This window comes from Olsenella profusa F0195, from assembly GCF_000468755.1.
Taxonomy (GTDB): domain Bacteria; phylum Actinomycetota; class Coriobacteriia; order Coriobacteriales; family Atopobiaceae; genus Olsenella_F; species Olsenella_F profusa.
The window spans coordinates 135,516-148,674 of the sequence record NZ_AWEZ01000073.1; the positions used below are offsets into that span (position 1 = coordinate 135,516).

Here is a 13,159-nt window from a genome sequence, read left to right on the forward strand (position 1 = left end):
CGGCGCGCTATCCCTCGAACTTGTCGACCATGCCGTCGGAGTCAGCGCGCAGGGAGGCGATCTCCTTGGGGATGCGTTCGCGCTCATAGGGCGTCATCTGATACACCCAGTTGAGCCAGTTGCGATACAGCAGGTTGGCATGTGCCCGCCAGGTGAAGGGCGGCTGCCTCTCGGGATCATCGCCAGGGAAGTAGTTCTCAGGTACGCGAATGGGCAGGCCCTTGCGAAAGTCGCGCCAGAACTCCTTGGCCAACGTGTCGCGCCCATACTCGAGGTGGCCAGTCACATAGACCTCGTGGAAGTCGCGCGTGGCCAGGATGGACGGACCGGTCTTGAAGCTCTCGGAGAGCACGTGGAGCTCGGGGTGCTGGGCGAGCATGGACGTGTCGATGGCGGCATGGCGTGAGTGGGGCACGTTATGCACCTCGTCAAACCCGTTGGTGAGGAAGTTGTACTCATCGCAGAGGCGCTGCTGGAACACGCCAAAGAGCTTGGAGGGAAGCTGGCGCACGGGGATGCCATACAGGTGCCAGAGGCCGGCGAACGCCCCCCAGCACAGGTACATGGTGGAGAGCACGTGCCCCTGCGACCAGTCGATGATCTCGCAGAGCTCGTCCCAGTAGTCCACGTCATCGAAGGGCAGCTGTTCCAGGGGCGCGCCCGTGATGATCATGCCGTCGTAGTTCTTGTCCTGGTACCTCTCAAAGGTGTCGTAGAACTTTACCAGGTGGTCATGCGAGACGTGCGTTGCCTCGTGGGTGGAGACGCGCATGAAGTCGCAGTCCACCTGCAGGGGTGACTTGGAGATGAGGCGCAGGATCTGCGTCTCGGTCTCCACCTTGGTGGGCATGAGGTTGAGGATGACCACGTCGAGCGGCCTGATCTCCTGCCGGTCGGCAGCCTCCTCCTCAAGCGCGAAGATGCGCTCCTGATGCAGGGTCTGCTTGGCGGGCAGGCCATCCGGAATGTTGATGGGCATGAATGGCTCCGGTCTCTTGCGTGTGACACCCATCAAGGATACCCGACCGCAGGTGCCTCGCCGTCGATGCGTTTCCATCGACGGGCCCGCGGGTGGCACGGCACAAGGCCCCGTCCGCCTTCTGGAGTCGCTCTGGTGGGGCCGAGCGTCGCGCGCTGCGTCCTATTCCACGGTCACGCTCTTCGCAAGGTTGCGTGGCTTGTCAACGTCGAGCCCCTTGGCCTTGGCCACGAAGCGCGCAAGCATCTGCAGGTGGACGACCGCAACGATGGGCACGAGGTACTCGTTCATGGGCGGTACCCACAGCACGTGCTCGCACATCTTGGCAACCTGCTCGTCGCCATCGGTGGCGAGCGCCACGACGGTTGCCCCACGGGCGATGGACTCCTGGATGTTGGAGACGGTCTTGTCATGGACGTGGTCGGCCGGCACGATGGCAAGGACGGGGAAGCCGGTCTCGAGCAGGGCGATGGGACCATGCTTCATCTCCCCGGCGGGGTAGGCCTCGGCATGGACGTAGGCGATCTCCTTCATCTTGAGGGCACCCTCGTAGGCGGTCGTGGAGTTGGTGCCACGGCCCAGGTAGAGCGCCGACTGGGCGCCCCTGAAGATGCGCACGGCCTGCTTGTCCTGCCAGCTGCGGCCGAAGACCTCGCGGATGAGGTCGGGCACGCGCTCGAGCTCGTGGTACACGTCCTCGACCTCGGGCAGCTCCAGCGAGCCGTTGGCAAGGCCGAGCCTGAGGGCAAAGAGGGCACAGGCGACCATCTGAGCCGTGTAGGCCTTGGTCGAGGCGACGGCGACCTCGGGGCCAGCCTGCACGTAGATGGTGCCGTCGGACTCGCGTGCGGCGCTGGAGCCCAGCACGTTCGTGACGGCGAAGGTGCGGCAGCCCATGGCCTTGAGGCGTCGGGCGGCCGCCAGGGTGTCCGCCGTCTCGCCGGACTGCGTGATGATGAGGCAGAGCGTGTGGTCGGTGATCAGGACGTCGGAGTAGTTGAACTCGGACGCGTACTCAACGGAGACGAAGACCCGGGCCCAGTGCTCGATCATGCTCTTTGCGATGAGCCCCACGTTGTAGGACGTGCCACAGGCAATGACGTAGATGCGGTCGATGGCCGACATCTCCCGGTTGCCCATGGCGAGCTCGTCCATCTCGATGCCATGCTCGCTGAGGCGTCCCTGCAGGAGACGGGCGATGGCCTCGGGCTGCTCGGAGATCTCCTTTTCCATGAAGTCGGAGTACCCGCCGAGCGTGGCCGCCGACGCGTCCCAGTCGATGCCGAGGGTGTCTACCTCGCGCACGGGCTCGCCTTGGGCGTTGGTGATCTGGACGGTGCCGTCCTCAGAGAGCAGGGCGATGTCATCGTCGTCGAGCTGGATGACCTCGTTCGTCACGCTGGCCAGGGGCATGACGTCGGAGGCGGCGTAGGCGCCGTCGTCGGTGGTGGCCACGACGAGTGGCGACCCCTTGCGGGTGACGACGATCGTGCCGGGCATGTCGGCGCAGGTGACGGCGAGCGCCCAGGCGCCCTCGAGACGAGCGGTCGTGTTGCGCAGCGCGAGCACCATGTCGCCCTTGGCCGGACCGTTCCAGGCGTCCTCGAAGAGGTGCGCCACGACCTCGGTGTCCGTGTCGCTCTTGAACTCATGGCCCTCGGCTATGAGCTGGGCGCGGAGCTCCTCGAAGTTCTCGATGATGCCGTTGTGCACCACGGCGATCTTGCCGTCGCAGCTGGTGTGCGGGTGGGCGTTGCGATCTGAGGGGGCGCCATGGGTGGCCCAGCGGGTGTGGCCGATGCCACAGGTCCCCACGAGGTTGGCGGACTCGCACCGGTCGCGCAGCGTGGCCACGCGTCCGGCGCACTTGACGACATGGAGGTTCCCGGCAGGGGAGAGGATGGCCACGCCCGCCGAGTCATAGCCCCGGTACTCGAGCGTCTGGAGGCCGTCAAGCAGCCATGTGACCGCCTGGTTCTTTCCCGTGTACCCAACGACACCACACATGTTCGTCCTCCTATAGGTTACGCATCCACGGCTCATGGCACCGAGGGGCCATGGCAGCGGCCTGCCATGCCAGCCCCACGCGCATCAGTGTGCCTTCATGATAAGGCCTCCTCCGCAGCCGACGACGACAATCAAGGGGAATCGACGAGACGACGGCCTTGACGGGAGGCCCGGCGCCCGAGCGGGCACCGGGCCAACCCTCCCTCTGCCTGTGGGACCTGCAGGGGCGTGCCTATCCGAGCACCCTGAGGAACTCGTCTGTGCTTGCGATCTGGCGGAGCTTGTCGGCCTGCGCCTCGTCGGAGAGGGCGTCGGCTATCTTTGCGAGCACCTGCAGGTGCTCGTCCCCCTTGCCGGCGATGCCAAAGAGGACGTAGGCCCTCTCGCCATCGAAGTCGATGCCGTCGGGATACTGCAGGGCGACCACGCCCGTCCTTTGCACGTGCCTCTTCGCCTCGTTGGTGCCGTGGGGGATGGCGATGCCGTTGCCAATGTAGACGCTGACCTCATGGTCGCGCTCGACCATGGCGTCGACGTAGTCCTCGCTGACGTAGCCACGGTCCACGAGGAGCTTCCCGCAGGCGCGGATGGCGCTCTCGCGATCGGTGGAGGCGTTGCCGAGGACGATGTCGTCTGCGGTGATCGTCCAGGCGTCGGTCTCCGAGGAGCGTTCGATGGCAGCGGAGGCGGCGTTCGTGGCGGCCACGGCGGCATGCTGCATCTGGTAGTTGGTGGTGAGCTGCGTCTGCAGGGCGTCGAGCGCGGGGTCGTTGAGGAAGTTGCCGATGACCACGAACTGGGCGGTCACAGGGGCGCTCGTGCGGGCGCGCTCGGCGAGCATCTTCTGGCACACGATGACGTCCGCGTCCGTGGGAATATCGTCCACGGAGGCATGCTCGACCTTGATGTCGGGACGGATGGCGTTGATGCGCCTGAGGAAGCGCGTCGCACCCATCGCGGAGGACCCCATGCCCGCATCGCAGGCGAAGACGATCTTGGAGATGGAGCTCATGGCGCGTGCGGTGGGATCGACGACGACCTCGGTGGCCCCAGCGTCCCGCGCGGTGTCGCTGCCGTCATCGCTGATGCTCGCAGTGGACGAGCGGACGAAGGGGGCGGACACGAAGAACGACACGACCGCGGCCAGGGCGACGTCGAGGATGATGAGCAGCACCTGGCTCTTGGGTGCCATGGAGGCGAAGGCGATGATGGAGCCAGGCGATGCCGGCCCCACGAGGCCCAGGCCAAAGATGGTGGAGAACAGGATGGCAACGAGGTTGCCGGCGATGGGGCCGATGATGACCTTGGGGTTCATGAGCACGTAGGGGAAGTAGATCTCATGGATGCCGCCCAGGAACTGGATGATGATGGCGCCGGGGGCGGACTGCTTGGTGGTCGTGTCACGGCAGAGGATGGCATAGGCGAGGAGCATGCCCACGCCAGGGCCGGGGTTTGACTCGAGCATGAACATGATGGACTGGCCGGCCGTCTTGACCTGCTCGGTGCCGATGGGGACGAAGATGCCGTTGCCGATGGCGTTGTTGAGGAAGAGCACCTTGGCGGGCTCGATGAAGATCGCCAGAAGCGGCATGAGGCCATAGGTCACGAGCACCTGGACGCCCGCCTGCAGCATGACGAGGATGATGCCCATGAAGGGCCCGATGGCGTAGAAGCCGGCGACGGCGAGTGCCAGGCCGATGAGGCCAAGCGAGAAGTTGTCCACGAGCATCTCGAGGCCCGCGGGCTTCCAGGTGGCTGCCCAGGCGTCCCACTTCCTGATGATCCAGCCGGCAAGCGGCCCCATGAGCATGGCGCCCATGAGCATGGTGTAGTCGGTGCCCATGATGGCGCCAAAGACGGCGATGGCCCCGATGACCCTACCGCGCCTGCCGGCGATGGCGTAGCCACCCTGCCCGGCGATGAGCACCGGGATGAGGTACTTGAGCATGGGCGAGACGATGGTTGCCAGCTGGGCGTTGGGAATCCATCCCGTCTCGATGAAGAGGGCCGTCAGAAAGCCCCATGCAATGAAGGCGCCGATGTTTGGCATGACCATCCCCGATAGGAACTTGCCAAACTTCGACACCCCTTCCCGTGCGTTTGCCATTCCTCTCTCCTTTCCTCTCCTGCTGTCGTTGACCCCTGTCCCACCAGGGGCTTGGGGCACCCTCGTGCCTTGGGCGGCACCCGAATCCCTGTGTGCGCGGGTGGTCCCATCCCTCGCCATTGAATTGCTATACAAAAGCCAATACTGTTGAAAGAGAATCTATTGTTTTAGAAACAAAAGTACAAGTACAGGAGCACCGGAGCGCCACGAACGGTAGATTAGTGGGCGTAAACGGTAAAATTCCAGCAAAGTTATACTTTTTGAAATAGGTGTTGACAGAGGCTCGCATCCTGGTATCGTAAATCATGACTTTTGAAACAAAAGTATTCTGCGCCAGGGAGGGGCGCAGGGTGCGTCTCCGGTTTCAGGGTCGGTTCAAGCTGCGCGGAAGCATCAGGGCGCGGCATACGGTCTGTCTGGGCAAGAGCCAAGGAGGAAACGGAAATGAGGGCAAAGGCGGCACGGCTTCACGGGGCCAACGACATCCGGATAGATGAGTTCGAGCTCCCCGAGATCAGGGACGATGAGATGCTCGTCAAGGTGGTCTCCGACTCCATCTGCATGTCCACCTACAAGATGGCCATCCTCGGCACCGAGCACAAGCGTGTCCATGCGGACGTGGCGGATCACCCCGCCATCACCGGTCACGAGTTTGCCGGTGACATCGTCAAGGTGGGGGCCAAGTATGCGGACAGGTACCGGCCCGGCCAGAAGTTCACGATCCAGCCCGCCATCAACTACAAGGGTTCCATGGACTCGCCCGGCTACTCCTACGAGTTCTGCGGCGGCGATGCCACCTACTGCATCATCCCCCAGGAGGTCTTTGCCACGGACTGCTTCCTCGTCTACGAGGGGGAGGCCTACTACCAGGCGTCGCTGGCCGAGCCCATGAGCTGCTCGATCGGCGCCTTCCATGCGGCCTACCACACCAAGATGGGTGTCTACACCCATGACATGGGCATCGTCGAGGGGGGCAGCCTTGCCATCATGGCCGGGGCCGGCCCCATGGGCCTCGGGGCGCTCACCTATGCCCTTCACTGCGACCGCAGGCCCGGCCTCGTCACCGTGACCGACATCGACCAGGAGCGTCTCGACCGTGCGGCGGCGCTCTTCCCGCCTGCCGACGTCAAGGAGCGGGACGGCATCGACCTGCACTTTGTGAACACGGGTGTCGTCGGGGATCCCGTCAGGGCCCTGCGTGACCTCACGGGTGGCAAGGGGTACGATGACGTGCTCTGCTACGCCCCCGTCAGGCAGGTCGTCAACCAGTCGAGCCTCATCCTGGGCCGCGACGGCTGCCTCAACTTCTTTGCCGGGCCCACCGACAGGCGGTTCTCTGCCGAGATAAACTTCTACGAGGTTCACTATGGCTCCCAGCATGTCATGGGAACCACGGGTGGCAACACCGCGGACGAGATCGAGTCCCTTGAGCTCACGGCGGCGGGGCGCCTCGATCCCGCCGTCATGGTCACCCACATCGGCGGCCTGGACGCGGCGCCTCAGACCACGCTCGACCTTCCCAAGATCCCCGGTGGCAAGAAGCTCATCTACACCCATATGGACATGCCCCTCGTTGCCCTGGACGACCTGCGCGGCAAGGCTGGCGAGGATGGGCGCTACGGAAGGCTCGCCGACCTCGTCAAGGCGCACAATGGTCTGTGGAATCCCGAGGCAGAGCGCTTCCTGCTGGAAAACTGGGCGCAGGACTAGTCGATGGACTGCCGGGGGGTCGCGACCTCGGTGGTCAGCCCTGATCCCGTCGGTGTGACCATGCCGCTGCGCTACCATGGAAGCTCATGGGCGCAGCGGCTTTTGTCGCGCACGGGGCGTGTCTGGGGGTTCTTGGGACATGGATATGAACGAGCGTCGCGAACGTATCGTCGAGCTGGTCAACCAGGAGGGGAGCGTTGCCTTCTCGCAGTTGAAGAGGGCTTTCCCCGACGTGAGCGACATGACCCTGCGAACCGACCTCAAGGCGCTCGACCAGCAGCGCAGCATCATTCGCGTGCACGGCGGGGTCCGTTCGGTGGGCTATGCCATCGGAACGGACGACCTGTTGGCAAACCGCAGCTCTCGCAGCGTGGCGCAGAAGGGCGAGATCGCACGCAAGGCGATCGAGCTCATACGTCCCAACACGACGATATTCGTCGATTCGGGCAGCACCACCACGGCCATGGCGGCGGCCCTGCCCGACATGCGCCTGCTCGTCTTCACCAACTCGCTGACGGTCGCTATCGAACTCGCCCGTCTCAATCAGGTCGTGACCTACCTGATCGGCGGGCAGCTCAATCGTGCCTCGATGAGCATCTCGGGGGCGCGAGCCACCAATAGCCTGCGCATGCTTGCGTTTGACCAGCTCTTTCTAGGCGTCACGGCCTATGAGCGCAGGGGTGGCTTCTCCTGTGGGCTCGATGACGAGGCGGTCTTCAAGGCCACCTGCATGAAGTGTGCCAGCGAGACCATCGTCCTCATGGATTCGAGCAAGGAGGGCAAGCGCACCACCTTCCCCATCTGTGGGCTGGCGGAAGTTGACAGGATCGTCTCCGATGGCGGGCTCTCCCAAGAGCTGCTTGACGACTGCGCGAGCGCGGGCGTGGAGGTCGTCCAGGCCTCGGCGCGCCCCTGACGCCGGAGGCCCATGGCCAGCTAGGCACTGTCAAGGGCACGGAAGAGGAATGTGCCCTCCTCGTACACGCCATAGCTGTGCGTGCCATCCTTGGGGATGCCCACGGAGCCGGGGTTGAAGCACCAGATGCCTGGGTGCGCCTCGCTTTTCGCATGCACCTTCTTGTGCGTATGGCCGTATACGATGGTGCTGCCCGCAGGCAGGGGTGGCATGCGGTCGACGGAGTTGTGGATGCCCGGCCCCCATACGTGCCCATGGGTCAGGAAGAGCGTGCAGTCTGCGTCCGGATCATAGAGGGCCGTGCTCTCGGACATGAGGGAGAAGCCCAGCACCATCTGGTCCACCTCGGCATCACAGTTGCCCCGCACGGCGATTACCTGGTCGGCAATGGGGCTCAGCATCTCGATCACGCGCTTGGGTGCATAGTCCGCCGGCAGCTCGTTGCGCGGACCGTGGTAGAGGAGGTCGCCGAGCAGCACCACGCGATCCGGGCTCTCACGCTCGATGGCGCTCATGAGCCTGGCACACCAGTCTGCCGCGCCATGGATGTCCGATGCGATGAGCAGTCTCATGGATGCCTCCAGCTCCGCCCGCCCGTGCCTGTAGGGTTCTCGCCTACAGAGCACTCTAGGACTGTGCGCACGCCGCTGTCCCTGGTTCGCGCAAAGCTCACAAAACGCTTTCACGGTGCCATGCCCACCATCCGACCAGGTTGGTGGGTGCGAGACGGACGTCCGTCTTACGCATCGGCTTTATGGTGCGAATGACACTAAATCTCATGTAAAGAGACTTAGATAATGTATAGAATCTAAGCGCATGGGAACAAGTAACAACGTATGCCAGTGCGAACAAGGCTTTCGGGTGCGCCAGGCTCCCGTGAGCGCGGGGAAAGGAACATCACCATGAGCAAGATTCTGGGCATCGACCTTGGCACCACCAACTCTGCGATGGCCGTTCTCGAGGGAGGCGAGCCCACCATCATCGTGAACGCCGAGGGCGACCGCACCACCCCCTCCGTCGTGGGCTTCCGTCAGGATGGCGACCGCGTGGTGGGCAAGGCCGCCAAGAACCAGGCCGTCACCAACGCGAAGAACACCGTGTTCTCCATCAAGCGCTTCATGGGCCGCCGCTACGACGAGGTCGGCTCCGAGCTCAAGACCGTGCCCTACAAGGTCAAGCCCGGTACGGGCGGCCGCGCCGTGGTGGAGATCGAGGGTGAGGACTACACGCCCGAGCAGGTCAGTGCCATGATCCTCTCCAAGATGAAGGCGGACGCCGAGAAGTACCTGGGCGAGGCCGTCACGGATGCCGTCATCACCGTGCCCGCCTACTTCAACGACGCCCAGCGCCAGGCCACGAAGGATGCCGGCAAGATCGCCGGCCTCAATGTGCAGCGCATCGTCAACGAGCCCACGGCCGCGGCCTTGGCCTATGGCCTGGACAAGCAGAACCAGGAGCAGAAGGTCCTGGTCTTCGACCTGGGCGGTGGTACGTTCGACGTCTCCATCCTGGATCTCGCGGACGGCGTGATCGAGGTGCTCGCCACCAACGGCGACAACCACCTGGGTGGCGACGACTGGGACCAGAAGGTCATAGACTGGATGGCCGAGAAGTTCCAGCAGGAGAATGGCATCGACCTGCGTAAGGATCCCATGGCGCTCCAGCGCCTCAAGGAGGCCGCCGAGAACGCCAAGAAGGAGCTCTCGAGCGCCCAGCAGGCGGACGTCAACCTGCCGTTCATCGCCATGGACGCCAATGGCCCCAAGAACCTCATGTACACGCTGACGCGTGCCGAGTTCGAGCGCATCACGCGCGACTTGCTCGAGCGCTGCAAGGCGCCCGTCACCAGCGCGCTTCGCGACGCCAACCTGCAGCTCTCCGACATCAACGAGGTCATTCTCGTGGGCGGCTCCAGTCGTATGCCCGCCGTGCAGGACCTCGTGAAGCAGATGACCGGCAAGCAGCCCAACATGTCCGTGAACCCCGACGAGGTCGTGGCCGACGGCGCCGCCGTTCAGGCGGGCGTCCTCACGGGCGACGTGTCCGGCATCCTGCTGCTCGACGTCACGCCGCTCTCCTTGGGCGTGGAGACCATGGGCGGCGTCATGACCAAGATGATCGACCGCAACACCACCATCCCCACGAGCAAGACCGAGATCTACTCCACGGCTGCCGACAACCAGACGTCCGTCGAGATCAACGTCCTGCAGGGCGAGCGCGAGATGGCTGCCGACAACAAGAGCCTGGGCAAGTTCAACCTCACCGGCATTCCCGCCGCGCGGCGTGGCGTGCCCCAGATAGAGGTCACGTTCGACATCGACGCCAACGGCATCGTGAAGGTGACGGCCAAGGACAAGGGCACCGGCAAGCAGCAGCAGATCACCATCTCCGGCTCCACAGCCCTCTCGGACGACGAGGTCGACCGCATGGTGAAGGATGCCGAGTCCCATGCCGAGGAGGACAAGAAGCACAAGGACGAGATCGAGGTCCGCAACCAGACCGACAGCCTGTGCTACTCCACTGAGCAGACGCTCAAGGACTTGGGTGACAAGGCTCCCGCCGATGTGAGGAAGCAGGTCGAGGATGCCGTGGCCGAGGCAAAGAAGGCGCTTGACGGCACCGACGTCGATGCCATCAAGGCCGCGGGCGAGAAGCTCCAGGAGGTTGGCCACAAGCTGGCGGAGATCGTCTACTCCGACGCCAACGCCCAGGCATCAGGCGCCAGCGGCGACGCCTCGGGCGCACAGGCCGCGGGCAATACCGACGATGTGGTTGACGCAGACTACGAGGTCGTCGATGACGACAAGGACAACAAGTAGTGCCCTTGGTCAGACGCGGCTCGTAGATGAGACCGGAGGGCGGCCCTCATGGGGCCGCCCCCTTGGGCGCAGAGGAGGGTGACGTGAACGTGCCAATCGAGGATGACGGGCGCAAGCCCGAGGAGGCAGGGGCTGACGCCACTGGTGCAGAGACGACGGACGATGTCCGTGCGACGGATGCCACGACTGACGAGGATGCCGAGGAGCGAGCCCGCGTGGAGGCGGCCATCAAGGCCGGTGAGGAGGCTGCCGAGGAGGATTTCAAGGCGGAGGCAGAGCGTCTGGTCGTTGAGCGCGACGCACTCCAGAGGCAGCTTGATGGCGTGGCGGATGAGATCGCCGCTGCCAAGAGGCAGGCGGACGACTCCACGGAGCGCCTCGCGCGCCTGCAGGCCGACTGGGAGAACTATCGCCGCCGCACCGCGCAGGAGCGCCTCGCCGAGCGCGAGCGCGCTGCGGAGAGGCTGGTGGTGAGCCTGCTCCCCGTGTTGGATGACATGGAGCGCGCGTGTGGACATGCACAGGAGAACAATGCGGGCGACGCCGGCGTGATGCAGTTCGTCGAGGGCGTGGAGGCCATTCACGACAAGATGTATGGCGTGCTCAACAAGGAGGGCGTGGAGGTCATAGACCCCACGGGCGAGGCCTTCGACCCGAGGATCCACCAGGCCGTGGGCCGTGAGGAGGACACCGAGGCCTACGACGAGACGGTGAAGCAGGTGTATCAGAAGGGCTACCGGATGGGGGGCAAGGTCATCCGCAGCGCGATGGTCATCGTCACCTACGGCGGCCCCAAGCGACCCACCCCCGAGCCCGAGGTGGCAGCGCCGGAGGAAGGCGCGGAGGGCGCGTGCCCCCAGGGTTCTGCCGACGATGGAGGGGCAGAGTAAGGCAACGGCTTGCCAGGTGCCCGGATCGAGGTGGTTCGGGCGCACCCTTTGAGTTGTCCTGGGCCTAGGCGCCGGACGACGTACAAGCAAGAAGGGAGGCGTTCGCCTCATGGCAGGAAAGAGGAACTACTACGACGTCCTTGGCGTGAAGCGTGACGCCACAGACGACCAGATAAAAAAGGCGTTTCGCAAGCTCGCGGCCAGGTATCATCCGGATGCGGGCGGCGACGAGCAGAAGTTCAAGGAGGTCAGCGAGGCGTACACTACGCTCAGTGACCCCCAGAAGCGTAAGGAATACGATCAGCTGCTGATGTTCGGCGGCATTCCCGGATCCGACTTCGGCGGTTCGGGCGGCCGCAATCGCGGCGGCTATACCTACACCACCAACGTCGGCGGCGACTGGGGCGACATCTTCGACAGTATCCGCAACGGCGATGGTGCCTTCTCGGGCTTCGACTTCTCCACGATCTTTGGCGGCCAGGCTGCGGGAGCACGCACCAGCCGTCCCGTGAAGGGTTCCGACCTGACGATGACCATCGAGGTCAGCGCCGACGAGGCCTTCAAGGGCACCCAGCGCAGGGTGACCTTCACCATCCCCTCCACGGGGGAGCGACAGTCGCTCAACGTCAAGGTTCCGGCGGGAGCCGTCGATGGCGGCAAGCTGCGCTACCGTGGTCGTGGCGAGTATGGCGCCAACGGTGGGGCCCGTGGCGATCTCGTGGTCACCACGCACGTGCTTGAGCACCCCCTCTTCAAGCGTGATGGCGCGGATGTGCGCATGGAGCTGCCCATAAGCATGTACGAGGCGGCGCTGGGCGCGGGCATACAGATTCCCACGCCCGCAGGAAGGGAGCTGCTGCTCAAGGTTCCCGCCGGTACCCAGGACGGCAAGACGTTCCGCTTCCGTGGCATGGGCGCGCCCGACGTCAAGCACTCGGGAGGCACCGGAGCGCTCTACGTGACGGTGCGCGTCAAGGTTCCCACGCGGCTTTCCGCAAGGGAGCGTGACGAGCTGCAGGCACTCCGCGATGAGGACGAGCGTGACTATAGAAGGGGCGTGAATCGCTATGGCGCGTAGCGATGAGGACGGGGCCGGCATCCCCGACCGTGCCTCAAAGGACAAGCCGCTGTACATGATCAGCGTAGCGGCTGAGCTCACGGGCATGCATCCTCAGACGCTGCGTGTCTATGAGCAGAAGGGGCTCGTGAACCCCGGCCGTTCGCGGGGCAACACGCGCCTGTACTCGCGGGGCGACATCGAGCGGCTCAATCTCATCAGCAAGCTCACGGACGAGGGCATCAACCTGGCGGGGGTCGTGCGCATCCTCGACATGCGCGAGCGTGCGGAGGCGCGCGACCAGGAGATAGACCGGCTGCGCTCCCGCGTGCGCAAGCTTGAGGACGAGATACACGAGCTGCGCATACGGGAGCGGATCACGGCGCTGGCCCGCTACGATGGCGCAAGCCCCGAGCAGGTCATGCGAGGGTTGCTCAAAAGTGCCGACGAGTAGCCCTCCCTGGGGGAGTGGAGGGGAGTCGTTCGCACTTTCGCGGCGGCCCCCTTCGAGTCGTATGCAGTCGCGCGGAGGCCCCCCGCGGGTCGTATGCGATTTCTGGGGCCAAAACGGTCCTCGGGGGCGTCCCTCCCGACGGGGGCAGGCCTTCTGCCTGCGGCTCGCGGAACGCCGGGTCGTCCGCGATTGCGAACGACCCGGGAGGCCGGTCCGAGCG

The 13,159-nt window shown here is 64.7% G+C and carries 10 protein-coding genes; 6 read left to right on the forward strand and 4 right to left on the reverse strand.

Annotated features, from left to right (window positions below; translation table 11 throughout):
• Positions 1–7: 7 nt before the first annotated feature.
• The 3 genes from HMPREF1316_RS12835 to HMPREF1316_RS12845 all read right to left on the reverse strand — a co-directional run bounded on the left by HMPREF1316_RS12835 (position 8) and on the right by HMPREF1316_RS12845 (position 5,093).
• Positions 8–979 (reverse strand): homoserine O-succinyltransferase, encoded by a 972-nt coding sequence (locus tag HMPREF1316_RS12835; protein WP_021727467.1) that lies wholly within the window; start codon positions 977–979, stop codon positions 8–10.
• Positions 980–1,141: 162 nt separating this feature from the next.
• Complete coding sequence (glmS, locus tag HMPREF1316_RS12840; RefSeq protein WP_021727359.1) at positions 1,142–2,986, reverse strand: glutamine--fructose-6-phosphate transaminase (isomerizing); 1,845 nt, start codon at positions 2,984–2,986, stop codon at positions 1,142–1,144.
• Positions 2,987–3,218: 232 nt separating this feature from the next.
• The gene (locus tag HMPREF1316_RS12845; protein ID WP_021727415.1) at positions 3,219–5,093 is read right to left on the reverse strand and encodes a PTS mannitol transporter subunit IICBA; all 1,875 of its coding nucleotides are present in this window, start codon (positions 5,091–5,093) and stop codon (positions 3,219–3,221) included.
• A 444-nt stretch (positions 5,094–5,537) separates the two neighbouring features.
• On the opposite strand from HMPREF1316_RS12845, the gene HMPREF1316_RS12850 reads away from it, so the two are divergent.
• Both HMPREF1316_RS12850 and HMPREF1316_RS12855 read left to right on the forward strand, forming a co-directional pair.
• The gene (locus HMPREF1316_RS12850) at positions 5,538–6,803 is read left to right on the forward strand and encodes a zinc-binding dehydrogenase (RefSeq protein ID WP_021727375.1); all 1,266 of its coding nucleotides are present in this window, start codon (positions 5,538–5,540) and stop codon (positions 6,801–6,803) included.
• 139 nt (positions 6,804–6,942) lie between these two features.
• Complete coding sequence (locus tag HMPREF1316_RS12855; protein WP_021727424.1) at positions 6,943–7,719, forward strand: DeoR/GlpR family DNA-binding transcription regulator; 777 nt, start codon at positions 6,943–6,945, stop codon at positions 7,717–7,719.
• Between the two features lie 20 nt (positions 7,720–7,739).
• Here HMPREF1316_RS12855 and yfcE read toward each other — a convergent pair whose 3' ends face one another.
• Entirely contained in the window at positions 7,740–8,291 is a 552-nt protein-coding gene (gene yfcE / locus HMPREF1316_RS12860; protein WP_021727462.1) for a phosphodiesterase, read from the reverse strand.
• Positions 8,292–8,621: 330 nt separating this feature from the next.
• Between yfcE and dnaK the strand changes: the two genes are divergently transcribed.
• The 4 genes from dnaK to HMPREF1316_RS12880 all read left to right on the forward strand — a co-directional run bounded on the left by dnaK (position 8,622) and on the right by HMPREF1316_RS12880 (position 12,939).
• Positions 8,622–10,538: a molecular chaperone DnaK gene (gene dnaK, locus HMPREF1316_RS12865; RefSeq protein ID WP_021727357.1), complete on the forward strand. Its 1,917-nt coding sequence runs from the start codon at positions 8,622–8,624 to the stop codon at positions 10,536–10,538.
• A gap of 83 nt (positions 10,539–10,621) precedes the next feature.
• Complete coding sequence (locus HMPREF1316_RS12870; protein WP_021727422.1) at positions 10,622–11,428, forward strand: nucleotide exchange factor GrpE; 807 nt, start codon at positions 10,622–10,624, stop codon at positions 11,426–11,428.
• A gap of 109 nt (positions 11,429–11,537) precedes the next feature.
• A complete protein-coding gene (locus HMPREF1316_RS12875) occupies positions 11,538–12,506 on the forward strand; it encodes a DnaJ C-terminal domain-containing protein (RefSeq protein WP_021727465.1) in 969 nt (322 codons plus the stop codon).
• A complete protein-coding gene (locus HMPREF1316_RS12880) occupies positions 12,496–12,939 on the forward strand; it encodes a heat shock protein transcriptional repressor HspR (protein ID WP_021727430.1) in 444 nt (147 codons plus the stop codon). Before HMPREF1316_RS12875 ends, HMPREF1316_RS12880 begins: the two co-directional genes overlap by 11 nt.
• Positions 12,940–13,159: the final 220 nt, after the last annotated feature.